Origin of the sequence: Kitasatospora purpeofusca, from assembly GCF_036010405.1 — a bacterium.
Lineage (GTDB): Bacteria > Actinomycetota > Actinomycetes > Streptomycetales > Streptomycetaceae > Kitasatospora > Kitasatospora purpeofusca.
The window spans coordinates 5487641-5512880 of the sequence record NZ_CP108561.1 but is presented as its reverse complement, the minus strand read 5'-3'; the positions used below and the strand labels follow the sequence as shown (position 1 = coordinate 5512880).

Here is a 25240-nt window from a genome sequence, read left to right as displayed (position 1 = left end):
CGTCAACCGATGGTTGACGATAGGGACGTCGACAACCTACGGTTGACGACATGGAGAATCCGATCGTTCCCAAGAGCACTCCGCTGCGCCTCGACGACCTGATCGACGCGATCAAGAAGCTCCACCCGGACGCGCTCGACCAGCTCTCGGACGCCGTCATCGCGGCCGACCACCTCGGCGAGCTCGCGGACCACCTGATCGGCCACTTCGTCGACCAGGCCCGCCGCTCCGGCGCCTCCTGGACCGACATCGGCCACAGTATGGGCGTCAGCAAGCAGGCCGCCCAGAAGCGCTTCGTGCCCAAGGACCCGGCCACGCCCAACGACCTAGACCCCAGTCAGGGCTTCGGCCGGTTCACCGACCGGGCCCGGCACGTGGTGATGGCCTCCCAGGAGGAGGCCCGCCGGGCCGGCAACGACGGGATCGGGGCCGAGCACCTGCTGCTCGGCCTGCTGGTCGAGCCCGACGGCCTGGCCGCGCGGGCGCTCGTCGACCAGGGCGTCACCCCGGAGGCGCTGCGCACCGCCGCGACGGCCGCGCTGCCCGCCCCGGCCGCCGAGGTGCCGGCGCTGATCCCGTACGACGCCCGGGGGAAGAAGGTGCTGGAACTGACCTTCCGGGAGGCGCTGAAGCTCGGTCACAACTACGTCGGCACCGAGCACATCCTGCTCGCCCTGCTGGAGCTGGAGAACGGCGCCGGCGTGCTGGACGACCTCGGCGTGCGGAAGGACGGCATCGAGCGGTTCGTCGTCGAGATCCTCGCCGCGTTCACCGCCCCGGGCACCGACGGCACCGGCGCCGAGCAGGCGTGACCGGACCGTTCCGGGGGCCGCGGGACGGGCGCGCCCCCGGGACACCGGCCCGGGACTGCGGAAGGGGACCGCGGACGGGCACGGCGGACGGCCGGGGCGCCGGTCGCGGTCAGAAGCCCGACACGAGCGTGGTGACGATCCGCACCCGGCCGTCGGCCTTCGCCTCCAGCGCCGCGCGCAGCCGCAACGAGCGTGCCGGACCCAGGAGTTCGAGTGCCTCGTCGTCCTCGACCCAGCGGTGGTCGTCGAGCTCGCCGGCCGGGACGGTCACGGGGGTGCCGTCCGGGACGCTGCCGAAGTCGAACAGGAAGTGCTCGGCCGGGTGGTCGAGTTCGCCCGAGGGGTGGGTCCAGGAGATGGCCAGCAGTTCGCCGGCCTCGCGGACGATACCGGTCTCCTCCAGCAGCTCCCTGGCCGCGCACTCGGCCGGCCCCTCCCCGAGGTCGATCGTCCCGCCCGGGAACTGCCAGTGCTCCCGGTACCCCGCCTTCACCAGCAGGATCCGCCCGGACGCGTCCCGCAGGACGCAGCCCGCGGCCGCGTAGATCCGCGGCAACGAGGCCAACCACTCTTCACGGGACTTCAACGGCTCGACCGGCACGGCGGGCCCTCCTCGGGCTCTGGGACGATGTGCGCCCCACTCTGCCAGCCGGACCCCGCCGGCCTCAGCGACGGGCCGCGAGGTGCTCGACCAGCCGGTCGAAGCTGGAGTTGTGGCCGGCCTCGGCCTCCGGGCCCAGGTACATCGCCGGGACGTTCTCCTGCTCCATCCGCACCTCGGTCCGGCCGTCGCCGAGGTCGGTCAGGGTGATCCGCCCGGTCAGGCCGACGCCCTCCTCCAGGAACTCCAGCAGCTCGCCCTCGCGGACCGCCGTGAACCGGCCGCGCACCGGGTAGCGGTCACCGGTGGCCTCCATCACCATCGTGCTGTCGAAGCGCCCGCCCACCTGCGGCTCGATGGTCACGGTGTCCAGCGGGACAGTGGTGCCGACCGGGCCCCAGAAACGCACGAACTGCTCCGGCTCGACGTAGGCCCGGAACACCTCGGCCGGGGTGGCGGGCAGCTCGCGGACGATGGACAGGGTGCCGAGGTTCTCGGTCATGGTGGTGGTTCCCTCTGTTCGGTGCGGGCGCGGCCAGGTGCCGCGCTTTCAGAGGGGTAGACCGGGGGCCGGGCGGAAACTCATCGCTCCCCGGCGAAGTTTTTCCGGAGAACTTTCCGGCGGGCCGATGAGCCCCGGGCGCCCGAGCGGTCTCCCCTGGGTGAAGACCGAGAGCCGGACCTCCGCCACCCCTCCGTTGATCTGTGATCTGGGCGCGCTGGCCGCCCCCGACCTGGCCGTGGTCGACGCCCTGGCCCGGCTGCGGCGCGCCGCGGCCCGGCACGGCGTGCGGCTCGTCCTGCGCAACGCCAACGGCCCGCTGCGCGAACTGCTCGCGTTCAGCGGGCTGGCCGCCGTCCTCCTCGTCGAACCGGACGAGGAGGACGGACGGGGCGGCGGGCTACTCCCCGGCCTCCAGCCGGGGCGGCAGGCCGAACAGCGGGAAGAGCACCTCGGTGTCGAGGAAGTTGGTGACCCCGGTGATCCGGCCCGCTGACACCTCCAGCACGATCAGCGACCACGGCTCGTGCCCGCCCGCCGGGCTCGGCCGGTACTGCCCGAAGGCCTGGCTGCCGTTGGCCACCACCGGCACCAGCCGGGAGCCCCGGCAGCCGTGCCCGGGGCCGAGCATCCACTCCCGGATGTCCGCGTGCCCGGTCAGCCAGAGCGCGAACGGCGGCATGTTGAGCGTGACGTCCTCGTGCAGCAGCGCCGCCAGACCGTCCATGTCGTACGCCTCGAAGGCGGCGACGTACCGGGCCAGCAGGGCCCGGTGGTCCTCGTCCAGGGTCGGGGCCGGGCGGGTCGCGGCGGGGTCGGCGGCGAGCGCGGCCCGGGCCCGCTGGAGCGCGCTGTTCACCGAGGCGACGGTGACGCCGAGCAGTTCGGCGACCTCGTTGGCCCGCCAGCCGAGCACCTCGCGCAGGATCAGCACCGCCCGCTGCCGGGGCGCCAGCCGCTGCAGCGCGGCGACGAAGGCGAGCCGCACCGATTCGCGCTGCGCGGCCACCTCGGCCGGGTCGGCCGTCTCGGGCAGCACCCGGCCGTCCGGCGCCGGGCCGAGCCAGGCGACCTCGGGCAGTCGGGCGTCGGTCGCGGTGGCCACGGTGGACGGGCCGGCCAGGTCCATCGGGCGGGCCCGGGCGTTGCGGCCGTTCAGTGCGTCCAGACAGACGTTGGTGGCGATCCGGTAGAGCCAGGAGCGCAGCGCGGCGCGGCCCTCGAAGCCGCGGTGGTGGCGCCAGGCCCGGACCATGGTGTCCTGGACGGCGTCCTCGGCCTCGAAGACCGAGCCGAGCATGCGGTAGCAGTACCCGGTCAACTCCGTCCGGTACCGCTCCAGCTGGAGCTCGACCGGCTCCTCCGTCATCAGCTCGGCCATCGCCTGTGCCCCCACTCGCCCGTCGCCGTCGATCGCCCCGAACGTACCGCAGGCCACCGACAGCGCCGACGCGCGCCCCGGACCGGCCCTGAACGCGCGTCAGGGCCGGTCCGGGGCGCACGGGCGGTTCAGTGCGCGCGGTGGCCCGGTGTGCGCGGTGGCCCGGTGTGCGCGGTGGCCCGGTGTGCGCGGTGGCCCGGTGTGCGCGGCTGCTCAGTGCGCGCTGTGCTTCTCGGCCCCGCGGTGGCGGTGGCCCTTGAGTTCGGCGTGGTGCGCGGGCGCGGAGTGCGGGACGGCGGTCGCGGCGTCCCGGCCGCCGTGCCGGAAGGCGGCGCTCGCGGATCCGGTGGCGGCCCGCGCGGTACCGGCCGGGCGGGGCGGGAGCGCGATCGGCATCGTGGCCATCCCCCGGCGCTCCAGCAGCTCCTGGGTGCCGCGGCGGAGCTTGTGCGGGCTCCCCGCTGTTTGCTTGGTCATCGTCGGCTCCCTTCGGCGGCCGCCGGCCGGACAGGCACCGACCGAGGGCCGTACGGGCGTTATGTCCAGATCTGTCGGGAGTTACACCTCAACCCACGGGCACCAGGACGTCAACCCGGACGGAACACCGGCCCGGCCCGGCCCGGCCGTCACCCCATGAGCTCGTGGACGTAGCACCAGCGCCAGTCCTCCCCCTGCTCGTAGGAGCGGATCACCGGATGGGAACTGTTGTGGAAGTGCGCGGTGGCATGCCGCTGCGGCGAGAAGTCGCAGCAGCCGATGCGGCCGCAGTCCAGGCAGAGCCGCAGATGCACCCAGTCCCGGCGCCCCTGCGCCAGGCAGTCGGCGCAGCCGTCCAGGGGTGGCAGGGGCGCGAGGTCCCGGGGTGCGGCGGCGAGGTCTTCGCAGGCGCTCATGGGACGCAGGGTAGTGACGGCGGGCCCGCCCCGCTCCCCGAGACACGCTGCCGGGGGCTCGTGGGAGCATGCCATCCGTGGCGGATGCGACGGGGAACGCGACAAGCGGCAGGACCGGCGGCACGGTCGAGGGCACGGACGACAGCACGGGGGGCGGCACTTCGGACGGCACGACGGGCGGCCCGTCCGGCGCCGTCCCGGCCCCGCCCGACCCCCCGGCCCCGCCCGACCGCCCGGGCATAGCCGCCACCGGCCGGCTCCGGCAGCCGGCCGCGCTGATCCGGCTGCTCGGGGGCCTCGTCGTGATCGCCCTGACGCTGCTGTCCGCCGACTACGCCCGCGCCACCACCAACGGCCTCGCCGAGGACGTCGGCGGCGCCGCCGCCCTGGTCCCGCACCCGCTGGGCGGCGTCGCCACCGGCCTCACCACCGCCGCCGTCCTGCTGCTGCCCGGCTGCTCGGCCGCCCGCAGGCTGCTCGCCCCCGGGACCGACCGGCGGCACGTGCTCCAGCAGCTCGCCGACGGCGTGCTGGCCGCCGTCCTGGCGTACGGCGCCACGCTCCTCTTCGCGCTGTGGATCGACGGCCCCGCGCCGTTCTCCCTGGTCTCCGCGCTGACCCGGCCGCTGCCCGGCCTCCCGCTCGCCCACACCGAGCCGGTCTACGGCTACCTGGCGCCCGTCCTGGCCTTCCTCACCGCCTCCGCGGCCCGCGACCGCCGGGTGCCGTGGACCGTCCTCACGCTGTCCGCACTGGCCGGGATCGCCTCCGGGGCGGCCACCCCGACCGCGCTGCTGCTCGGCGTGCTGATCGGCTGGACTGCCGCCCACGGCACCCGCTGGGCCGTCGGCACCCCGGACCTCAGGCCCCGGCCCGGACAACTGCTGCACAGCCTGCGCGAGGCCGGTCTGCACCCGGCCTCCGTCACCCCGGACGGCCCGGACCGCTACCTGGTCCGCCAGCGCGGCGACCGCCCCGACCTGGACGTCCAGCTGCTCGACCGGCAGGCGGTCACCGCCGCCCTGGTGCAGCGGGTCTGGCGCCGGCTGCGACTGCGCACCGCCCCGCACCCGCGCGCGCTGCGCTCCCTGCGCACCGGCCTGGAGCACGAGGCCCTGCTCTCCTACGCGGCCGTCGCCGCCGGGGTCCGGACCCGCCCGGTCGCCGCCACCGCCGAGCTCGGCCGGGACGCCGCACTGGTCGCCTACCTGCGGCTGCCCGGCCGCACCCTGGACGAGCTGGCCGACGAGGAGGTCACCGACGCGCTGCTCGCCGACGTCTGGGGCCAGCTGGCACTGCTCCAGCGGCGCGCCATCGCGCACCGCGCGCTGGTGCCCTCGGCGCTGCTGGTCGACCCGGCGGGGACGGTGCACCTGGTGGGCCTCGCGGACGGGGACATCGCGGCCGGGGAGCTGGTGCTGCTCAGCGACATCGCCCAGCTGCTCACCACGCTCGCGCTGCGCACCGGGGCCGAGCGCTCGGTCCGCGCGGCGGTGTCGGTGCTCGGCCCGGACGCGGTCGCCGCCGCCCTGCCGCTGCTCCAGCCCATCGCGCTGACCGCCGGCACCCGGGCGGCGCTCAAGCAGGCCGCCCGTCGCGACGCCGCGGCGGCCGCGCCCCGGGTGCCCCCGCAGCGCACCGGCCCGGAGACGCCCGCCGACACCGCGCACACCGACCCCGCGCCCGCCGCGGGCCCGGCCCCCGACCTGCTGGACGGGATCCGCGCCGAGGTGCTCCGCAGCCGCCCGCAGGCGCCCGTCCGGCCGGTCCGGCTGGAGCGGCTGCGCCCCCGCACCCTGCTCGCCGTCGTCGGCGGCCTGGCGGCCGGGTGGCTGCTGCTGCCGCAGCTGTTCGCCACCGAGCGGAACCCGATCGCGGCCGTCGCCGACGCCGACCCGTTCTGGCTCGCCCTCGCCGTACTGGCCGCGGCCGCCGGCCATGTCGCGGGGGCGATGGGCTTCGTCGGCTTCGTCCCCGAGCGGCTGGACTTCCGCAACGCCGTGCTCGCCCAGGTGGCCGGGTCCTTCGTCAAACTGGTCTCCCCCGGCGGGGTCGGCGGGGTCGCGCTGAACACCCGCTTCCTCCAGCGGGCCGGCATCCCGACCGCGCAGGCCCTGTCCAGCGTCGGCGCGGGCCAGCTGCTCGGTCTGGTCCTGCACCTGCTCCAGCTCGGCGCGTTCGTCTACCTGACCGGTGTCGGGCCCGGCAGCTCCGAACTGGACGCCCTGCCGGCCGTGGTCGGCGGCCTCGCGCTGGCGGGCGTCCTGCTGGCCTCCGTCTCCGCGGTGCCGCCGGCCCGGCGCTGGCTGGCCGCCCGGCTGCGCCCGCTGACCGCCGAGGTGCTGCCCCGGCTGGTGGAGCTGCTGCGCAACCCGGGGCGGCTGGCGGTCGGCTTCACCGGGCAGCTGCTGGTGTCGCTGACCCTGGTCGCCTGTCTGTACTGCTGCGCCCGGGCGGTCGGGCAGGAACCGTCCTTCGCCTCGGTCGGGGTGGTGTTCCTGGTCGGGAACGCGGCCGGGAACGCGGCCCCGACCCCCGGCGGGGCGGGCTTCGTGGACAGCGCGCTGGTGGGCCTGCTTGAACTGGCCCCCTCGATGGAGGCCGGCGGCGCGGCGGCCGCCGTCGTACTCTTCCGGCTGCTCACCTTCGTCCTGCCGGTGCTCCCCGGCTGGGCGGCGTTCACCTGGCTCCAGCGCCGCAAGGCGCTCTAGAGGCATCGGCGAGGTATCGGCGAGGAGTCCCGGCCGGCTACTCCCGGTACTCGTCCTCGTCCAGCGGGACGGTCCGGCTCTGCTCCGCGACGTCCGCGACCTCGGTGGCCGGGTCCGCGCCCAGGGCGCGGCGCTCGGCCAGCTCGTCGTACTCGTCCTCCGCCACCTCGTTCTCGGACTCCACGGCCTCGTCGACCTCGTCCAGGTAGTCCTCGTGGTTCTGCGGCATGGTGTCCGTCCTCGTTCCTCGAAGGTTCCTCGGAGGCTTCCCCGGGCCCGTGGGTCCCGCTCGCCGGGGTACTCGCAGTATCCGTCGGCCACCGGCCCGGCGCGACGCGCCGACGGCCCCCCGGCGTGTTGGCCGACCGGGGAATTGACCCGGGGAAACGGGCCCGGAATGCACCATGTCCGGGGTGCATCCCGTTCCTAGGCTCGTACCCATGACGAACACCGCCACCCCCCGGCCCACCGCCCGCCTCGACTTCGCCCGCACCGCCCCCAAGGTGTTCCGGGCGATGATCGCCCTGGACGCCGCCGCCCGCGAGGGCCTCGACCCGGCGCTGGTCGAGCTGGTGCAGGTCCGCTCCTCGCAGCTCAACGGCTGCGCCTACTGCCTGGACATGCACGTCAAGGACGCCCGCAAGGCCGGCGAGAGCGACGAGCGGATCTATCTGCTCCCGGTCTGCCGCGAGGCCCCCGAGGGCGTCTACAGCGAGCGCGAACGGGCCGCCCTCGCGCTGGCCGAGCAGATCACCCGCATCGGCGACGGCGTCTCCGACGCGGTGTACGGGCGCGCCGCCGAGCTCTTCCCCGAGCCGGAGCTGGCCCGGCTGATCTCGCTCTGCTTCACCATCAACGCCTGGAACCGGATCAACGTCGCCACCCGCAAGACCCCCGGGACGCCCTGACCCCCGCCTCGCGGGACACGGGCCCCGCCGGGCACCGGGGTACGATCGGAGCCGTACCAGCAGGGCTTACCCACACCTCCCGGTGGCCCCGAGGCCCTTACGAACGACGGGGAAACGCATGTCCGGCTCGCACTACTTCTCCGGTGCACCCGAGGTCGCCAGCGAGCGCCGGCCGATCACGGTCACCCTGCCGGACCTCACCCTGGAGCTCAGCACCGACGCGGGCGTCTTCTCCCGCAGCCGCTTGGACCCGGGCACCCGGATCCTGCTGGAGCAGGCGCCGCCGCCCCGGGTGCGCGGCCCGATCCTGGACATCGGCTGCGGCTACGGCCCGATCGCGCTGACCTGGGCGAGCCGCCGCAAGCGGCTCCCGGTCTGGGCGGTGGACGTCAACGGCCGCGCCCTGGACCTGGTCCGGGACAACGCCGGGTCGCTGGGCCTGGGCAATGTGCACGCCGCGCTGCCGGAGGAGGTCCCGGCCGAACTGCGGTTCGCGGCGATCTACTCCAACCCGCCGATCCGGATCGGCAAGGCGGCGCTGCGGCGGCTGCTGGAGCAGTGGCTGGACCGGCTCACCCCGGACGGCTCGGCCTTCCTGGTGGTGCAGAAGCACCTCGGCTCGGACTCGCTGCAGAAGTGGCTGGACGAGCACGGCTGGCCGACCACCCGGCTGACCTCGGTCAACGGGTTCCGGATTCTGGAAGCGCGGCCCCGCCCGACGGCGGGCGAGGGCCCCGAGAGTGGACGAGGGACGACGTCGTGAAGCAGCTCCGCGGGACCGAACTGAAGCGGCTGCACCGCTCCTGGCGTCGTGGCAACGAGTTCCGGCTCGCGATGATCCTGGAGAACCTCCAGTCGCCGTTCAACGTCGGCTCGGTGGTCCGGACCGGTGCCGCGATGGGCGCGGAGAAGCTCTACCTCACCGGTGACACCCCGTCGGTGCGCTCCTCCGGCGCGCAGAAGGCCGCGATGGGCACCGACAAGTACCTGAAGGTGGAGCACTTCCCCACCGTCGCCGAGGCGGTGGCCGCGGCGAAGGCCGACGGCTTCAAGGTGGTCGGCCTCGAACTCGCCGACGAGGCGGTGCCGATGTTCGCCGCCGAGCTGACCCCGGCCGTCGCCTTCGTGCTGGGCCACGAGGACCGGGGGATCACGGCGGACGCGCTCGCCCTCTGCGACCAGGTGGTGTTCGTGCCCCAGCTGGGCCGGGTCGGCTCGCTGAACGTCTCCGCCGCCGCCACGGTGGCCTGCTACGAGGCGCGCCGCCAGGGGTACGCCATCGCCGGCACCCCGGACGGCTCGGACGCCGGCGCGTTCGACCTCGACCTCGACCTCGACGACGAGTGATCCGCCGCCGGCGGGAGGGCACCCCCTCCCGCCGGCGGACCGGGTCGGAGCTCGGCGGGGGCCGGCTCCCGAGCCGGTCAGACCTCGACCAGCACCTTGCCCCGGTTGTGCTCGCGGTCCAGATAGAGGCTGCGGTAGGCCGCCGGGATCCCGTCGAAGCCCTTGTGCACGGTCTGGTGGAAGCGGATCTCCCCGTCCCGGACCAGCCCGCCCAGCTCCTGGTGCATCCGCGTCAACAGCGGCTCGGTGAACCACTCCTGGGCGAAGATGCCGCGGATCGTGGTGCGCGGGAACATGATGTACGGCAGCAGCCTCGGCCCGTTCAGCTCACCGTTCACCGTGGTCGCCCACTGCCAGCAGACCGCCACCCTGCTGTCCACGTTCAGCATCGTGAACACCGCGTCGGTGACCGTGCCGCCCAGGTTGTCGAAGTACCGGTCGACGCCGTCCGGTGCGGCGAGCAGCAGCGCCTGCCGGGCCTTCTCCGCGTCGTCGCCCTGGGTGTAGAGCACCACCTCGTCGAAGCCCAGCTCGCGCAGGTACTCGGCCTTGCCCGGCGAGCCGGTGGTGCCGACCACCCGGCCGGCGCCGGCCCGCTTCGCCAACTGGGCCACCAGGGTGCCGATCGAGCCCGAGGCGCCGCTGACCACCACGGTGTCGCCGGGCCGGACCTCCAGGAAGCGGGTGAGCGTGCCCCAGGCCGTCATCCCGGGAGCGCCCATGATGCCGAGCGCGGTGGAGACCGGCAGCCGCTCGTCGTACCAGGACGGGTCGAGCCGGCGGTAGGCCGGGAACACCATCGGGAAGATGCCGGTCGTCCACAGCTCCTCGGCACCGTTGTGGACGACGTGGGTGCGCCAGCCGCCGAAGCCCTGCACGAGGTCCCCGACCGCGAACGCCGCCGCCGGGCCGGCCTCGACCACCTCCATGATCGAGTCGGCGCCCATGTGGTGGCCGATCGGCGTCTCCAGTGCCAGGCCGTTCTGGTACGGGTCCACCGAGACGTACCTGGTGCGGAACAGCATCTCGTCCGGCCGCAGGTCGATCCGGACGTCCTCCACCACCTTCTCGTAGACGCGGTTGACGTCGGGCACACCGTCCAGGTGCTCCCGGACCACCCACTTCTCGATCCTCATGCCAGGGCTCCCGTCTGCACGTTCTCGCTGTCCTCACTGGTGGCGGCCTTGCTCGCGGGCGGCACCGTCCGCCGCTCCGGCTCCGCGGGCCGGCCCACCGGGATCACCAGGTGGGTCGGCATCGGGGCGCTCCGGTCGATCTCGGCGGTGAACTCCACCCCGTCGTCCCGGCAGACGAACTGCATGACGTGCCGTCCGGCGGCGGCCGCCCGGATCAGCCCGCCGATGGTCGCCCAGACCCCGGAGAGGTAGAAGTTCGACAGCCCGGGCAGCACCGGACCGCTCTTCTTGATCTCCTCCTCCACCGTCTCGGCCCCCTCCACGAAGGGGTTCCAGCCGGGAAAGGTGCCGTCGTAGACGCCCGTGTAGCGGACCTGGGTCAGCGGGGTGGACACGTCGGCGACGGCCACCGCGTCCTTGAAGCCCGGGTAGCGCTCGTCCAGGAAGCCGACGATGCCGTTGCGGACCTTCCGCTTGGCCGCCATGTACTCCCGGCCGTGCTTGACCGGCAGGGTGTGCAGCTCCTCGCCGCGCCGCACCCGGGAGGACTGCTCGGGGCCCTCGTGCAGCGCCCGCCAGGGGGCGATGTCGGAGAAGTACGTCGCGAACACCACGGTGGAGTTCTCCGGTGCCAGCTCCGGGTAGTGCCGGGTGCGGAACTGCACGTTCACCGAGGGGCAGCGGATCCCGGTCAGCTCGGCCGTCTCCCGCTCGCCCAGCAGGTGGGTGGTGCACGGGTCGCCCTCGGGGAAGGGCTTGCGCAGCCCCAGGAAGAGCGACACGTACCCGGGCGACAGCTGGCCCGGCTCGTCGATCAACGAGGTGTAGAGCCGCCGGTAGGTGTCGTTGAGGTACTGGCCCTTGAGCAGCTTCATCACGGTGGTGTGGCCGTCGGCGGCGGACACCACGATGTCGGCGCGGAACTCCCGGCCGTCGCTGAGCCGCACACCCACCGCGCGGTCCCGCTCGACCAGGATCTCCTCGACCTTGGCGTTGTAGGTGATCTCGCCGCCGAGACCGAGGTAGCGCTCCTCGATCGACCGGGCCAGCGCCAGCGAACCGCCCTCCGGCACCCCGGCGGCGTGGTTGGCGTGCGAGGCGAGCTGGAAGTAGAACGGCAGCACCGGGAAGGCCGGGTGCTTCTCGTAGAGGATGAAGTTGAACGCCTCGCGCAGCAGCGGGTCGCGGAACCGCTGCGAGAAGTCCGTCATCAGCAGCGTGATCGACTTGCGGATGGTGTTGAAGTGGGGGGCGAAGGAGGCCAGCATCCGCCAGCGCTCCAGCCGGCCCATCAGCCCGACCGGCTTGAGGAACGGATAGGCCGAGAGCGCCCTGCGGAAGGTGCGGATCCCGGCGCAGAACTCGCGGATCGGGGCGGCGTCGGCCGGCGAGAGGCCGAGCAGGTGCGCCTCCAGCCGGTCCGGGTCGGAGTAGAAGCGGACCGCCCGGCCGTCCCGGCCCCGGACGATGTTGAAGACGTCGAAGTGCCGCATCTCCTTGCCCTGGAGCGCGCCCAGTTCGAGCCAGATCTGGTACATCTCGTTGCCCGGCCCGTTGCCGAGCAGCCAGCTGATGCACCAGTCGAAGGTGAAGTCGCTGCGGTCCCAGCCGGTGCAGGAGCCGCCGGGGATCTCGTGCATCTCGAAGATCCTGGTGCGGTAGCCGTTCATCCGGGCGTAGCACCCGGTGGACAGGCCGCCGAGACCGCCGCCGATGACGATCATCGACTCCCGCCGGGGTGCGGTGTCTTTCTGCCGTGCCATTTCTGGCCTTCCTCGTGGTCCTTGCCTTGCCTGGTGGTGCCTGGTGGTGCCCGGTGGCGACTGGGCGGGCCTGGTCGGGCCGCCCGCGGCGGCGGTCACCAGGCGATCGGGAGCGCCTGCAGACCGTTCACCATCGAGGCCTCCTTCCAGCGCAGTTCGCGCTCGGGAACGGCCAGCCGCAGGCCGGGCAGCCGGGTCAGCACCCGCTCGATCGCCACCTGCAGCTCCAGCCGGGCGAGGTGCGCGCCGATGCAGTAGTGCACGCCGTGGCCGAAGCCGATGTGCGGGTTGCCCGGCCGGTCGAGGAGCAGCCGCTCCGGCTCCTCGAACACCTCCGGGTCCCGGTTGGCGGCGGCGGTCGCGATCATCACCGCCTCGCCGGCCCGGATCACCACCCCGCCCAGCTCGACGTCCGCGGTGGCGTACCGGGGCAGGCTGAAGCCGGTGAGCAGCGGCACGTAGCGCATCAGCTCCTCGACCGCCCTGGGGATCAGCTCGGGCCGCTCCCGCAGTCGCGCCAGGTCCTCGGGATTGACCAGCAGCTGGTGGAAGAAGTTGCCGATCTGGTTGGTGGTGGAGACGAAGCCGGCGATCAGCAGGTCGCAGGCGATGGAGAGGAGTTCCTCCTCGCCGATCAGCCGCTGCTCGCGGCAGGCCCGGACCAGGGTGGTGAGGAGGTCCTCGCCGGGCTCGCGGCCGCGCAGCTCCAGCACCCCGGCCATGTAGTCCATGAACGCCTGACCATCGACCGCGAGCACCTCGCCCGGGGTGACGGCGGAGAGCACCGTCTCGGCCCACTGCCAGAGCATCCGGTGGTCCTCGGCGGGGATGCCGAGCACCTCGCAGATGATGGTGGTCGGCATCGGGATCGCGAAGTCCTCGACCAGGTCGGCCGGGGCGCCCGCGGCGAGGATGCCGTCGAGCAGCTCGTCGGCCAGCTCCTCGGCCCGGATCCGCAGCCGCTCCACCCGGCGGGCGCTGAACTCCTTGGCCACCAGCGAGCGCAGCCGGGTGTGCTCGGGCGGTTCGGTGGAGAACAGGCCGGCGCCGGTGCGGGAGACCGGGCGCATCCGGGGCTGGTCCTCGCCCATGGCGGCGGCCAGGCTGAACCTCGGGTCGCCGAGCACCGCCCGGACGTCCTCGTACCGGGTGGCGAGCCAGGCTCCGTCGCCGTACGGCATCCGGATCCGGACCAGCGGCCGGTCGCGCAACTCGGCGTAGCGGGGGTCGAGTTCGAGGCCGTTGGGCTCGAACGGATAGGTCAGCGGCGGGTGCTGCCGGAGCATGGTCGGTTCCGTCTCTCGTGCGGGGGCCGGCTCTCGGGCGGGCTCTCGGGCGGGGGCGGGCAGGCTCGGGGCCCGCCCGGGGGCCGTCTCAGGACGCATGGGTGGCGGCTCCGGTGAGGATCGACCGGGCGAGCCCGGCGTTGTGGGCGATGAACTCGCGGTCGAGCATCTCGGCGTGGGTGCCGAAGCCCTTGAAAACCGCCGTCCGGGTGGCCGAGCTGCCGTGCCAGGCGCCGTCCCGGCCGGCCTCGTAGAGCGCCACCTTCTCGTCGTCGGAGATCACGCTGAGCGCGGCGGCGACCACCCCGTGGTTGGGGGTGCGGCTGCAGAACCGCAGGTAGTCCCGGGCCTGTTCGCGGGTCTCCCGGGCGACGGCGGCGGAGCCGGTGTGCCGGTGGAGGTGCTCGGCGAGCTCGGTCTCGAAGGCCTGGAGGTGCTCGTCGGCGAGGTCGAAGGACTCCGGGATCCGGTGCGAGTCCATGATCACCACATTGGGCACCGCGCGGCCGCGCCGCTCCAGCTCCTTGGCGACCTCGAAGGCGAGGTTGCCGCCGAGCGAGTAGCCCAGCAGCGCGCACGGGCCCTCCGGCTGGAGCGCCTCGACCAGGTCGGCGTACTGGTCGACCTTGTCGTCCCCGGACACGTAGTTGAAGGCGATCGTGCGGTACTCCGGCAGGTGCGCCGCGAACTGCCGGTACACCAGCCCGTGGCCGCCGGCCGGCGGGAAGCAGAACAGCGTCTGCCGCTGCTCCTGGTTGAAGCCCAGGTAGGGCTGGGCGCCCTCGATCCGGCCGGTGATGATGTGCTCCACGGTCTTCGCCATCCCGTGCAGGGTGGTGACCTTGAACAGCTGGCTGACCGGGATGCTGATGTTGAACTCGGCCTGGAGCCCGTGGATCAGCTCGATCAGTCGGATCGAGGAGCCGCCCGACTCGAAGAAGTCGTGCTGGAGGCCCGGCTCCTCGATGCCGAGCAGCGTGCGCCAGTGCTCGGCCATCCGCACCTCGTAGAGGGTGACCGGTGGCTCGGCGGCCTCGGCGGCGTCCGTCCGGGGCTCGGGCAGCGCCGCCACGTCCACCTTGCCGTTGGCGGTGAGCGGCAGCGCGGGCAGTTCGGTGAAGTGGGTCGGGATCATGAAGGTCGGCAGCTGCCCGGCCAGGTGGCGGCGCAGCGCCCGGTGGTCGAAGGTCCGGCCGGGTGCCGGCACGCAGTACGCGCAGAGCACGTGCTCGCCGCCCCGGTCCGCCCTGACGGTGACCACCGCCCGGGCCAGCTCGGGCCATTCGGCCAGCCTGGTCTCGATCTCGCCCAGCTCGATCCGGTGGCCGCGCACCTTGATCTGGGAATCGGCCCGGCCGAGCAGGTGCACCCCGCCGTCGGCGTCCCAGCGGGCGAGGTCCCCGGTGCGGTAGAGCCGGACCGGCTCGGTGCCGTCGGCGCCGCCGAGCGGCAGGGTGGCGAAGCGGCGCGCCGTCTGCTCCTCGTCGCCGAGGTAGCCGAGCGACACCCCGGAGCCGCCGATCCACAGCTCCCCGGTCACCCCGGGCGGGACCGGCCGGCCCCGGTCGTCGAGCAGGTGGAAGGCGCTGTTCGGGAACGGCCGCCCGATCGGGACCATCCGGCTGGGCTCCAGCCCGTCCGTCGGCCCCTCGAAGTACGCGCTGTCGATGGTGGTCTCGGTGAGCCCGTAGGAGTTGACCAGCCTGGTCAGCGGGCCGCACAGGGCGCCCAGCCGCCGGTACTCCTCGACCTTCCAGACGTCCGAGCCGACCACCAGCAGCCGCATGAACGCCAAGTCCCGGCCGGTGCGTTCGCAGTGGTCCAGCACGGTGCGGACCACCGCCGGGACGAACTCTGCGGCGTCCACCCGCTCGGTGCGCATCACCTCGTACAGCCGGGCGGTGTTGAACAGCAGCTCCCGGCCGACCAGCACCAGGGTGCCGCCGGAGCACAGCGCGCGGACCACGTCGCCGGTGAAGACGTCGAAGGCGGGGCCGGCCATCTGGAGGTGCGTCCGGGCGTCGGTGTCCAGGCGGTACTCGGCCTGCCAGGCCCGGTACGCCGAGGCGAGGTTGCCGTGGGAGACCCGTACCGCCTTCGGCCGGCCGGTGGAGCCGGAGGTGTGGATGACGTAGGCCGGATCGTCGAGGCCCACCGGTACGTCGGCGAAGCCGTCGTCATCGGCGTCGTCGGCGCCGGCGGACCCGTCGGCGCCGAGTTCGGCGGTGGTGACCAGCCGGGCCGGGAGCCCGCCGAGCCGCTCGCGGTCGTCGCCGACCAGCAGCCCGGCGCCGGTGTGGCCGACCAGGTACGCCAGCCGCTCCACCGGGTGGCCCGGGTCCAGCGGCAGGTAGGCCGCGCCGGTGCGGAGCACCGCGAGCAGCGCCACGATCAGCTCCGGCGACTTCTCCAGGCAGAGCGCGACCACCGTGCCCGGGCCGGCGCCCAGTGCCCGCAGCCGGACGGCGGCCCGCCGGGAGCGCGCGGCCAGCTCGCCGTAGGTCAGCCGGGCCGTCGGGCCCGACTCGGCCGGCACCGCCACCGCGGGCGCCGCCGGGTCGGCCGCCGCCGCGCGCAGCACCAGCTCGTGGACCGGCTCGGCGAACGGCACCCGCCGGTCGGCGCCGCTCCACTGCCGCAGCACCACGGCCCGCTCCCGCTCGCCGAGCAGCTCCAGACCGGTCGCCGCCCGCTCCGGCCCCGCCGTGGTCAGCGCGTCGAGCAGATTGACGTAGTGGCGCGCCATCCGCGCCGTCGTCGCGGGCAGGAAGAGGTCGGTGTTGTACTTGAAGACGCAGTGGAAGCGGCGCTCCGCCTCGTCCTCGTAGGCGGACAGGGTGAGGTCGAACTGCCCCTCCTCCTCGGGGAGTTCGATGTACTCCAGGTGGTAGCCGTACTTCTCGGTGGCCACCTTGTGGTGCAGCAGGATGAACATCGCCTGGAAGACCGCCGAGCGGCTCGGGTCGTGCTGCAGCCCGAGCTGCTCCACCAGCAGCACGAACGGGTACTCCTGCTGGTCCAGCCCGCCGAGCACGGTGGTCCGCACCCGCTCCAGCAGCTCGGCCACGGTCGGCCCGCCGGCCAGCGAGACGTGCAGCGGCAGCGGGTTGACGAAGTAGCCGTAGACGCCGGCGAACTCCTCGTCGGTGCGGCCCGTCACCGGGCTGCCGACGATGATGTCCTCCTGGCCGGCGTAGGCGTGCAGCAGCAGGTAGTAGGCGCTGAGCAGCACCATGAAGACGGTGACGTTGTGCGCGCGCGCGAGCGCGTGGACCCGGGCGCTGAGCTCCTCGTCCAGGACGAAGAACTCGGAGGCGCCGTTGTGGGTCTGCACCGCCGGGCGGGGCTTGTCCGTCGGCAGGCTGAGCAGCGGCACCTCGGCCGGCAGGTGCGAACGCCAGTACTCCAGCATCCTCGGCGCCTCGCGGCCGGCCAGGAAGGCGTTCTGCTGGTTGAGGAAGTCCAGGTAGCGGGCGGCGACCGGGGGCAGCTCGGGCGACCGGCCCCGGCGCAGCCCCTCGTAGACGGCCAGCAGCTCCTCGATGAAGGTGAAGGTGGAGATCGCGTCCGAGATGATGTGGTGGACGGCCTTCATGATCACCCAGCGGGCCGGGCCGCGCCGGAACAGCCGGAACCGCACGAGAGGGTCCCGCTCCAGGTCGTACGGTCTGCGGTACTCGCGGACGATCATCGCGTGGATGTCGTCCCAGGCCAGGTGCTCGACGTCGAAGACGTCGAAGTCCGGCTCCACCTCGGCGGAGATCCGCTGCACCGCCCGGCCGGCGTCGAGCGTGAAGTTCGCCCGCAGGCTCGGGTGGCGCTCGACCATCGCCCGGAAGGCCGTCGCCATCAGCTCGGGCTCCAGCTCCGCCCGCACCTCGACCGCGCCGCCGATGTTGTAGGCGAAGCCGTCCGGGTTGAGCTGCTTGAGGAACCAGAGCGCCTTCTGGTTGTGGGTCAGCGGGTGGGCCGACTCGTCCTCGTAGCGCTCCACCCCGGCCGCCCCCGGACCGGTCGGCTCCTCGTCCAGCAGCTCGGTCAGCGACTCGTGCAGCCGGGCGACCAGCTCGGCCACCGGCGCGTTCCCGAGCAGCGCCACCACCGGGAGGGTGACCCCGAGTTCGCCGCTCAGCCGGGCCCGCAGCTCCATCGCCAGCAGCGAGTCCAGGCCGAGGCCGCCGAGGCCGGCGGCCGGGTCGATCCGGTCGGCCGGCACCCGCAGCACGGTGGCGGCCAGCTCGGCGAACAGCCCGGTGAGCAGCGACCGCCGCTCCTCCTCGCCGGCCGTCCGCAGGGTGTCCAGCAGCCCGGTCCGCTCGACGGCCGGCGCGGACTCCCGGGCGGCCGCGGCGAGTTCGGTCACCAGCGGCGGCGGGGCCGGGTACCAGGAGAGGAAGACCGGCCAGTCGACCACGGTGGCGACCAGCAGCTGGGCGCGGTCCTGGCCGAGCACCCGCTCCAGCACGGCCATACCGGTCTCCGGGGCGAGCGAGCTCATGCCCCGGCTGTGCCGGTAGTGGTCGACCAGGCCGAGCTCCTCGATCATCCCGGTGGCCCAGGGGCCCCAGTCCAGGCTCAGCGCGGGCAGGCCGAGCGCCCGGCGGTGATGGGCGAGCGCGTCCAGGAAGGCGTTGCCGGCGGCGTAGTTGGTCTGGCCGGCGGTGGTCAGCAGGGAGGCGATCGAGGCGAACAGCACGAAGTGGTCGAGCGGCTCCCCGGCCAGCTGCCGGTGCAGGGCGAAGGCGCCGAGCACCTTGGGGCCGTACACCGTGTCGAAGTCCGACCGGTCCAGCTCGCCGACCAGGGTGTCCTTGACCTGCCCGGCGAGGTGGAAGACGCCCCGGACCGGCGGCCGTTCCAGCCGGCGGTACCCGGCCAGCCAGGCGGCCAGCGCGGCCTCGTCGGTGACGTCCAGCGCGGCCGGGACGACCTCGGCCCCGAGCTCCTCCAGTTCGCGCAGGAAGGCCGCCCGCTGCCCGTCCCGGCTCTCCGGGTCGAGCGTGCGCCACAGCTCGCGCGGCGGCGGCGTGCTGCGGCCGACCAGGATCAGCCGCCGGGCGCCGCGCTTCACCAGCGTGCGGCAGAGCAGCTGCCCGAGCGCCCCGAACGCCCCGGTCACCAGGTAGGCGCCGTCCGCCCGCAGCCTCGGCGCCAGCGGGCGGCTGAGCCCCTCGGCGGTCCGGAGCCGGCTGGTCAGCCGCCGGCCGCCGCGCAGCGCGATCTCGTCCTCGTCGGCCAGCGCGAACTCGCGCAGCAGTGCCTCGGCCTCGGCGTCCGCGTCGGCGCCCGGGGCGGGGAGGTCGACGAGTTTGCCCTGATGGGTGGGGAGCTCCTGGTGCCGCAGCACCCGGGTGATGCCCCAGGCCGGGGCGGCCAGGGGCTCGACGGGTTCGCCGGGGGCGACGGCCTGCGCGGCACGGGTGACCACATGGAGGCGGCAGTCCGGGAGTTCGGCCTCCAGCAGGGCGGCGAGCGTGACCAGGCTGTAGGCGCCGGGGGCGGTGTGGTCGGCCACGGTGGCGCGGTCGGCGGTGGCGAGCGCCGGGCGGTCGAGGTTCCACAGGTGGACCGCGGCGGCCGGGTCGGGGGCGCCCTCGGCCCGCCGGTCGGCGAGCAGCCGGGCGAGGTCCCCGGCCGAGCCCGGCTCGACGGTGGCCGGGCGGCCGTCGGCGGCGGCCCGGTAGCCGGGGCCGGGTCGGACCCGCAGGCAGCTGCCGCCGCGCGCGGCGATCCGCTCGGCCAGGGCGTCCGCGACCCCGCCGCCGTCGGCGAACAGCAGCCAGTGGTCGGGGTGTTCGGCCAGCAGGTCCGGGGTGTCGCCGGCGGCCGGCAGCTCCGCCCAGGCCGGTTCGGCGAGCCAGCCGTCGATGGTGCCGAGGCCGACCGAGGTGGCGGCCCGCTCGACGTCGGCGGCCCGGAAGCCGGTGACCCCGCCGAGCGGGGCGCCCTGCTCCTCGTACACCGCGAGGTCGCCGAGGAGTTCGGCGCCGGCGTCCCGGGTGACGGTGGCGTGCACCCAGAGCGGGCGGTCGCCGACCGCGTCCAGCCGGACCTCCCCGATCGCCACCGGCAGCCGGATCCCCCGGCCCTCCGACGGCCGGTCGGCCAGCAGCTGGGGCGTCAGCAGGGTCTGGAAGAAGGCGTCCATCACCACCGGGTGCACCTGGTGCTGCCCGCCCTGCCCGGCGACCGGGGCGGGCGGACGGACCCGGGCCAGGGCCTCGCCGGGGCCGATCCAGACCTCCTCGATGCCCTGGAAGGCGGGGCCGTAGTGGTAGCCGAGCGCGGCGAGTCCGGCGTAGCAGTCCGGCCCGGCGAGCCGGCGCAGCGCCCGCCCGCGGACCGCTTCCGCGTCCAGCGGCCGACCGGGCCGGCGGCGCTGGCCGGGGCGGACGGTGCCGACGGCGTGCACGGTGCACTCGCCGCCCTCGCCGGTGGCGACGGTGAAGGCGCCCTGCTCGGCGCAGAGGGTGAGCCGGACGGCGCGGCTCCCGTCGTCCGGCAGCAGCAGCGCCTTGCGCAGCTCGATGTCGGCCAGGGCGGCGTCCGTCCCGCCGGTGAGGGCGCGGACCGCCTGGACGGCCATCTCCAGATAGCCCGCGGCCGGGAACACCACGTCGCCCTGGATCCGGTGGTCCTCCAGGTAGGGCAGGGCCTCGGCGTCCAGCCGGGCCTCCCAGGCCGGTTCGGCACCGGGCAGCCGGCGGCCGAGCAGCGGGTGGTCGACCAGCCCCTGCCGGACCTCGGCGACCGCTTTCGGCTCGACCCAGTGCCGGTCGCGCCGGAACGGGTAGCGGGGCAGCGGGACGATCCGCCCGGCGGGCTGGAGCACCGACCAGTCGACCTCGACGCCGAGGTTGTGGAGCGCGGCCAGCGAGGCGGTGAAGGTGGCCTGTTCGTCCTCCTGGCGGCGGATCGAGGGCAGGGTCCTCGGCTCGGGCCGGTCGGCCGTGCCCGGGTGGGCCTCGACGGTCTCCTGGATCGAGCGGCCGAGCACCGGGTGCGGGCCGATCTCCAGGAAGAGGCCGTAGCCGTCGTCGGCGAGCCGCTCCACGGCCTGCCGGAAGCGCACGCTGTCGCGGACGTTGTGCCACCAGTACCCGGCGTCCAGCTCGGTGCCGCGAGCGGTGCCCTCGCGGCCGGTGAGGTAGAGCGGGGTCTGCGCCGGGCGGGCCTTGATGTCGGCGAGCGACTCCAGCAGCTCGTCCTTGATCAGCTCCATCCGGGCGCTGTGGTACGGGACTTCGACGGTCAGCGGCCGGGCGAAGACCTGCTCGGCGGTGAGCGCGGCGGCCAGTTCGGCGAGGGCGGGGGCGTCCCCCGCGAGGGTGAGCGCGGTGGGGCTGTTCACGGCGGCGACCGAGACCCCGCCCCCGTACGGGCGGATCCGGCGCAGCGCCTCGGCCTCGGTGAGCGAGACCGCGAGCATGCCGCCGGTGCCGGCCAGCTCCTGCTGGAGGCGGCTGCGGTGGAACACCACCTTGACCGCGTCGGCGAGGTCGTAGACCCCGGCCTCGTAGAAGGCCGCGACCTCGCCGGTGGAGTGGCCGACGATCGCGTCCGGCCGCACGCCCCGGCTGCGCCAGAGCGCGGCCAGGCCGGTCTGGACGGCGAAGTTGGCGGGCTGGGCGAGCCAGGTCTCGGCCATCCGGGACGCCGCCTCGTCGGCGGTGAGCTCGTCGATCAGCGACCAGCCGGCCAGCTCGGCGAGGTGCTCGGCGCACGCCTCGACGGCCTCCCGGTAGACCGGTTCGGTGGCGAGCAGCCGGCGGCCCATCGCCCACCACTGCGGGCCCATCCCGGTGAAGACCCAGGCCAGTCGGCGGTGCCGGGCCTCGCGCCGCTGGCCGGTGAGGACCCGGGGGTGCGGTTCGCCGCGCAGATGCGCGGTGAGGGCCTCGTCGAGCGAGGCGCGGGCGGCGTGCTCGCGGGCGTCGTAGACGACCGAGAGCCGGGCGTCGTGGTGCTGGCGGCGGTGGGCGAGGGTGTGGCCGAGGTCGGCCGGGCGGGCCGGGCTGCCGCCTCGGACACCGGCCAGTTCGGCCTGGACCCCGGCGGCCAGTTCGGGCAGGGCGGCGGCCTCCCTGGCGGTCAGCGGCAGCACCGTCCAGAGCGGGCGGCCGGCGGCCGGTCCTCCCGCGACCGGTCCGTGGGCGGTGGTGTCGGCATCGGCAGCGGCGGTGACGGCCTCGTCGACGGGAGCGGGCACCGGCTCCGGCGCGGCCTCCAGCAGGACATGGGCGTTGGTCCCGCCGAAGCCGAAGGAGTTGACCCCGGCCCGGGCCGGGCCCTCGTGCTCCGGCCAGGGGGTGACCTCGGTGGGGATCTCGTACGGCAGGGCGGCCCGGTCGATCGCCGGGTTGAGCCGCTCCAGGTTGATGTGCGGCGGCACCGTCCGGTGCTTGAGGGCGAGTGCGGACTTGATCAGCCCGGCCAGGCCGGAGGCCGACTCGGTGTGCCCGATGTTGGTCTTGACCGAGCCGACGTAGCACTTGTCGCCCGGGCGGCGCCCGACGGCGAGGGCCCGGGCCAGGGCGCCCGCCTCGATCGGGTCGCCGACCGGAGTGGAGGTGCCGTGCGCCTCGACGTACTGGAGGCTGCCGGGGACGATCCCGGCCTCGGCGCAGACCCTCTCGATCAGGGTGACCTGGGCGTCCGGGTTGGGCACGGTGATGCCGTTGGTGCGGCCGTCCTGGTTGACGCCGCTGCCGATGACCACGGCGTGGACCGGGTCGCCGTCGCGCAGCGCGTCGGAGAGCCGTTTGAGCGCGACCACGGCGACGCCCTCGGCCCGGACGTAGCCGTCGGCCGCCGCGTCGAAGGTGCGGGAGCGGCCCTGCGGGGAGAGGAAGCCGCCCTTGGTCTCCGCGATCGTGTACTGCGGGGCGATGTGCAGCAGGGTGCCGCCGGCCAGGGCGAGGTCGGTCTCGCCGCGCTGCAGGCTCTGCACGGCGAGGTGGACGGCGACCAGGGAGGAGGAGCAGGCGGTGTCGAGGGAGACGCTGGGGCCGCGGAAGTCGAAGCAGTGCGAGATGCGGTTCGACACCATCGTCATCATGGTGCCGGTGGCGGTGTGCGCGGCGAGGGTCTCGAAGGAGAGGTCCGAGAACTGGACGATCTTGTAGTCCAGGGTGAACGCGCCGACGTAGACGCCGACCTCACGGCCCGCCAGTTCGGCCGGCTTCTGTCCGCCGTCCTCCAGTGCCTCCCAGGCCACCTCCAGCAGCTTCCGCTGCTGCGGGTCCATGTGGTCGGCCTCGCGGCCGCTGATGCCGAAGAACGCCGGGTCGAACTCGTCGAAGCCGTCGATGTAGCCGCCCCGGCCGCCGACCAGCCGGCCGGGCTTGGCCTTGTCCCGGCTGCCGAGGGTGGCGACGTCGTAGCGGCTGCGCGGGGTCGGGGTGATGCAGTCCTTGCCGTCGAGGAGGTTCTGCCAGTAGGTGCGGTGGTCGCTGGCCCCGCCGGGCAGGCGGCAGCCGATCCCGATGATCGCGATCTTCTCCCGACCGGCGCCCGGCGCGGCGGACGGGCCGCTTGGGACAGGGTGTTCGGAGCGTTCGGAGGATTCGGGACGTTCGGGGAGGTCCGGGGAGCTGACGAAGCGGGAATCCGTCATAGGAGTCGAGTCCTTGGGTCGCTGCGTTCGCGCGCGCGGGCGGGCGGGCTGCGGGAGCGCCGCGCGGGCCGGGGGACAGCGGCCGCGCGCCGGCTTCCGGGCAGGCCGGAATCCGGGTCGGCCGAAGGGGCGAGCCGGTCGGGAGGAGCAGAGGAACCGGGGCGGGCAGGGCGGGGCAGGGCTGGGACGGACGGGGCGGCTCAGGTGGTACCGGTCGGGGACCCCTCGGCCCGGGCGGGGCGGCGCCAGGCCTGGAGATGGCTGGCGACCACCCGGCCGGTGGCGGGGAAGTCGGCCGGATCCGCCAGCCCCACCGCGAGCGGCCGGCGACCGGGCCGCCAGGTGAAGCTGCCGAACGCGTGGTCCCAGACCGACAGGTCGGAGCCGTAGTGCCCGGCCTCCGCCAGATCGGTGCTGTGGTGCAGGCGGTGCTGCTCGGGACCGGCGAGCACGTGGTTGAGCGGGCCGATCCGGACGTCGATGTTGGCGTGCACGAAGTAGCCCTGGGCGACGACGAACAGGCCGACCACGAACACCGTCGGCACCGAGAACCCGGCCGCGGCCAGCGCGAGCTGGACGGCGCCCTGGGTGAGCAGCACGTCCAGCAGGTGGTTGACCCCGTTGTTGCCGACGTTCACCTTGTCGGGGACGTGGTGGACGCCGTGCAGCCGCCAGAGCCGCGGACTGGTGTGGCACCAGCGGTGGACCAGGTAGTTGGCCAGCGATCCGAGCAGCAGCGCGGCCGGGATCTCCACCCAGGGCGGAAGCGCCGACCGGGGCGGGGCCAACCAGCCGACGAGGGCCGCCACGGGCACCTGGGACAGTGCCCCGCCGATCATCGTCAGCAGGAAGTAGACGCCGTACCAGCCCCACTCGCGCACGCTCGGAGACCATTCCGGTTCGTACGGAATCAACCGTTCGAGCAGGGCCATGAAAGCGATCACGCCGATCAGGAAGAGCTGGTTCACCCGGTCGAGATCCCAGCGCAGGCGCAGGGCCGCGACGGCTATCCCGACCAGGGTGACCAGCAGGAACGGGTAGGCGGCATGGCGCAGCACGGTTCGAAGCTGTTCGCCCATGACACCCCCCTTCGCCGCGCGCGGCCGAACGGTCACCAGAAGTGTTCGTTCAGATACTAAGGGTGCCCCGAAGTCATGGCGAGGTATTTTCGAGGGGAATCATGGAATTCTCGATTTGTCTTATGATCTGTAGACAAATAATTGGCCAGAATCAGCGATGATCCGGCCAGGGGCAGGCTTTATGGATTATTCGATGACGGAATCATCATCCCGGCACGTTTGACGCTCCGGAGCAGCGGAGCCGTCTCCACCGCGACCACCTCCTCCAGTTCGCCCAGCCCCTGCGTCAGGTAGTCGTAGAACGCCCCGGTGTCCCGGCAGACCAGCCCCGCCACCAGGTTGCTCGGCCCGGTGGTCGCCGCCACGAAGCCGACCTCCGGGTGCTCCGCCATCGCCCGTCCGACCGCCGCCAGCCGCCCCGGCGCCACCGTCAGCCAGCAGAACGCCTCCACCTCGAAGCCGAGCGGGCGGGGGTCGACGTCCACGTCGAAGAAGAGCAGTCCGCCGTCGACCAGCGCGGCCAGCCGTCGGCGCACCGTCGTCTCCGGGCTCCCGGCGCCGGCCGCCAGCGCGGCCAGCGGGGCCCGCCCGTCCAGCGCGAGCGCCGCCAGCAGCGACCGGTCCAGCCCGTCCGGAACAGCTGGTCCGCCCGTTTCCGCCGCCCCCGCCCCAGCCGTCGCCGCGGCGCGGAGCCGGCCGATCTGCCCCTCGGTCAGCGCCGAGGTCCGCCCGCTCCACGCCACCTGCCCGCCGACGTAGGTGCGCAGCAGGTAGTGCGCGGAGACCGACAGCACCCGCGGGCTCCGGGGCAGGGCGCCGAGCAGGAGTTCCTCGCGCTCCGGCCGCAGCCGCCCGCGGGCGTTGCAGACGATCTCGCCGCCGGACAGCAGGCTCACCCAGGAGGTGTCCGGCCGCCGGGCCAGCGCCTCCGCGAGCGGGGCGGCCGCGTCGGGCACGCACCGGATCCGGGTCAGCCAGTCGACCTGGCCGAGCGAGCGGGCGTCGGTCCGCCCCACCACCCGCACCACCCCGGCGGCGCGCAGCCGCTGGTAGCGGCGGGCGACCGTCTGGTCGGACACCCCCAGCACCTCGGCGATCCGCCGGAACGGCGCCCGGCCGTCCACGTGCAGGGCGTGCAGCAGCGCCCGGTCCAGCCCGTCCAGCGTCACGGTTTCCACCAGCCGGATGGTAGGCGGTGTCGAGAT

18 protein-coding genes are annotated in these 25240 nt (G+C 74.1%); 6 read left to right on the top strand and 12 right to left on the bottom strand.

All coding sequences use genetic code 11. The annotated features are described in order from the left end of the window. Positions 1–50 precede the first annotated feature (50 nt). The gene (locus tag OG715_RS24270) at positions 51–812 is read left to right on the top strand and encodes a Clp protease N-terminal domain-containing protein (protein WP_266270992.1); all 762 of its coding nucleotides are present in this window, start codon (positions 51–53) and stop codon (positions 810–812) included. 109 nt (positions 813–921) lie between these two features. On the opposite strand, the gene OG715_RS24265 is transcribed toward OG715_RS24270, so the two are convergent. Both OG715_RS24265 and OG715_RS24260 read right to left on the bottom strand, forming a co-directional pair. Then, a complete protein-coding gene (locus OG715_RS24265) occupies positions 922–1413 on the bottom strand; it encodes an NUDIX domain-containing protein (protein ID WP_266270991.1) in 492 nt (163 codons plus the stop codon). Positions 1414–1477: 64 nt separating this feature from the next. Continuing rightward, the gene (locus tag OG715_RS24260; RefSeq protein WP_266270990.1) at positions 1478–1915 is read right to left on the bottom strand and encodes an SRPBCC family protein; all 438 of its coding nucleotides are present in this window, start codon (positions 1913–1915) and stop codon (positions 1478–1480) included. Positions 1916–2075: 160 nt separating this feature from the next. On the opposite strand from OG715_RS24260, the gene OG715_RS24255 reads away from it, so the two are divergent. Next, complete coding sequence (locus OG715_RS24255) at positions 2076–2411, top strand: STAS domain-containing protein (RefSeq protein ID WP_266270989.1); 336 nt, start codon at positions 2076–2078, stop codon at positions 2409–2411. Here OG715_RS24255 and OG715_RS24250 read toward each other — a convergent pair. From OG715_RS24250 to OG715_RS24240, 3 genes are all read right to left on the bottom strand, one after another. Further along, complete coding sequence (locus OG715_RS24250) at positions 2316–3296, bottom strand: sigma-70 family RNA polymerase sigma factor (RefSeq protein WP_266270988.1); 981 nt, start codon at positions 3294–3296, stop codon at positions 2316–2318. The genes OG715_RS24255 and OG715_RS24250 overlap by 96 nt on opposite strands. 213 nt (positions 3297–3509) lie before the next feature. Further along, positions 3510–3773, bottom strand: a complete 264-nt coding sequence (locus OG715_RS24245; protein ID WP_266270986.1) for a hypothetical protein — start codon at positions 3771–3773, stop codon at positions 3510–3512. A gap of 149 nt (positions 3774–3922) precedes the next feature. Then, complete coding sequence (locus OG715_RS24240) at positions 3923–4189, bottom strand: UBP-type zinc finger domain-containing protein (RefSeq protein ID WP_030393619.1); 267 nt, start codon at positions 4187–4189, stop codon at positions 3923–3925. Between the two features lie 77 nt (positions 4190–4266). Between OG715_RS24240 and OG715_RS24235 the strand changes: the two genes are divergently transcribed. Further along, a complete protein-coding gene (locus OG715_RS24235; protein ID WP_266270985.1) occupies positions 4267–6900 on the top strand; it encodes a lysylphosphatidylglycerol synthase transmembrane domain-containing protein in 2634 nt (877 codons plus the stop codon). 37 nt (positions 6901–6937) lie between these two features. Here the strand turns inward: OG715_RS24235 and OG715_RS24230 are convergent, their stop codons facing one another. Further along, on the bottom strand, positions 6938–7129 hold the full coding sequence (locus OG715_RS24230) for a hypothetical protein (RefSeq protein WP_266270984.1): 192 nt from the start codon (positions 7127–7129) through the stop codon (positions 6938–6940). Between the two features lie 211 nt (positions 7130–7340). On the opposite strand from OG715_RS24230, the gene OG715_RS24225 reads away from it, so the two are divergent. The 3 genes from OG715_RS24225 (at position 7341) to OG715_RS24215 (ending at position 9155) form a co-directional block, all read left to right on the top strand. Next, entirely contained in the window at positions 7341–7808 is a 468-nt protein-coding gene (locus tag OG715_RS24225; RefSeq protein WP_266270983.1) for a carboxymuconolactone decarboxylase family protein, read from the top strand. Between the two features lie 118 nt (positions 7809–7926). Next, positions 7927–8571, top strand: coding sequence for a class I SAM-dependent methyltransferase (locus tag OG715_RS24220; protein WP_266270981.1), 645 nt, complete (start codon positions 7927–7929; stop codon positions 8569–8571). Then, on the top strand, positions 8568–9155 hold the full coding sequence (locus tag OG715_RS24215; RefSeq protein ID WP_266270980.1) for a TrmH family RNA methyltransferase: 588 nt from the start codon (positions 8568–8570) through the stop codon (positions 9153–9155). The genes OG715_RS24220 and OG715_RS24215 overlap by 4 nt, the downstream gene beginning before the upstream one ends. A 77-nt stretch (positions 9156–9232) precedes the next feature. Here the strand turns inward: OG715_RS24215 and OG715_RS24210 are convergent, their stop codons facing one another. From OG715_RS24210 to OG715_RS24185, 6 genes are all read right to left on the bottom strand, one after another. Further along, entirely contained in the window at positions 9233–10291 is a 1059-nt protein-coding gene (locus OG715_RS24210; RefSeq protein WP_266270979.1) for an MDR family NADP-dependent oxidoreductase, read from the bottom strand. Next, positions 10288–12054: a phytoene desaturase family protein gene (locus tag OG715_RS24205; RefSeq protein WP_266270978.1), complete on the bottom strand. Its 1767-nt coding sequence runs from the start codon at positions 12052–12054 to the stop codon at positions 10288–10290. The genes OG715_RS24210 and OG715_RS24205 overlap by 4 nt, the downstream gene beginning before the upstream one ends. Positions 12055–12149: 95 nt before the next feature. Next, positions 12150–13340, bottom strand: a complete 1191-nt coding sequence (locus tag OG715_RS24200) for a cytochrome P450 (protein ID WP_266270977.1) — start codon at positions 13338–13340, stop codon at positions 12150–12152. Between the two features lie 88 nt (positions 13341–13428). Then, the gene (locus tag OG715_RS24195) at positions 13429–22956 is read right to left on the bottom strand and encodes a non-ribosomal peptide synthetase/type I polyketide synthase (RefSeq protein ID WP_266270976.1); all 9528 of its coding nucleotides are present in this window, start codon (positions 22954–22956) and stop codon (positions 13429–13431) included. Between the two features lie 200 nt (positions 22957–23156). Next, the gene (locus OG715_RS24190; RefSeq protein WP_266270974.1) at positions 23157–24035 is read right to left on the bottom strand and encodes a sterol desaturase family protein; all 879 of its coding nucleotides are present in this window, start codon (positions 24033–24035) and stop codon (positions 23157–23159) included. A gap of 179 nt (positions 24036–24214) precedes the next feature. Further along, positions 24215–25213, bottom strand: a complete 999-nt coding sequence (locus OG715_RS24185; protein ID WP_266270972.1) for an Lrp/AsnC family transcriptional regulator — start codon at positions 25211–25213, stop codon at positions 24215–24217. Between the last annotated feature and the right edge of the window lie 27 nt (positions 25214–25240).

Bases quoted from the DNA above. Each gene is read 5' to 3' on its own strand.
- OG715_RS24270 (WP_266270992.1), top strand. From the start codon at position 51: ATGGAGAATCCGATCGTTCCCAAGAGCACTCCGCTGCGCCTCGACGAC.
- OG715_RS24260 (WP_266270990.1), bottom strand. From the start codon at position 1,915: ATGACCGAGAACCTCGGCACCCTGTCCATCGTCCGCGAGCTGCCCGCC.
- OG715_RS24250 (WP_266270988.1), bottom strand. From the start codon at position 3,296: ATGGCCGAGCTGATGACGGAGGAGCCGGTCGAGCTCCAGCTGGAGCGG.
- OG715_RS24245 (WP_266270986.1), bottom strand. From the start codon at position 3,773: ATGACCAAGCAAACAGCGGGGAGCCCGCACAAGCTCCGCCGCGGCACC.
- OG715_RS24240 (WP_030393619.1), bottom strand. From the start codon at position 4,189: ATGAGCGCCTGCGAAGACCTCGCCGCCGCACCCCGGGACCTCGCGCCC.
- OG715_RS24230 (WP_266270984.1), bottom strand. From the start codon at position 7,129: ATGCCGCAGAACCACGAGGACTACCTGGACGAGGTCGACGAGGCCGTG.
- OG715_RS24225 (WP_266270983.1), top strand. From the start codon at position 7,341: ATGACGAACACCGCCACCCCCCGGCCCACCGCCCGCCTCGACTTCGCC.
- OG715_RS24220 (WP_266270981.1), top strand. From the start codon at position 7,927: ATGTCCGGCTCGCACTACTTCTCCGGTGCACCCGAGGTCGCCAGCGAG.
- OG715_RS24210 (WP_266270979.1), bottom strand. From the start codon at position 10,291: ATGAGGATCGAGAAGTGGGTGGTCCGGGAGCACCTGGACGGTGTGCCC.
- OG715_RS24205 (WP_266270978.1), bottom strand. From the start codon at position 12,054: ATGGCACGGCAGAAAGACACCGCACCCCGGCGGGAGTCGATGATCGTC.
- OG715_RS24200 (WP_266270977.1), bottom strand. From the start codon at position 13,340: ATGCTCCGGCAGCACCCGCCGCTGACCTATCCGTTCGAGCCCAACGGC.
- OG715_RS24195 (WP_266270976.1), bottom strand. From the start codon at position 22,956: ATGACGGATTCCCGCTTCGTCAGCTCCCCGGACCTCCCCGAACGTCCC.
- OG715_RS24190 (WP_266270974.1), bottom strand. From the start codon at position 24,035: ATGGGCGAACAGCTTCGAACCGTGCTGCGCCATGCCGCCTACCCGTTC.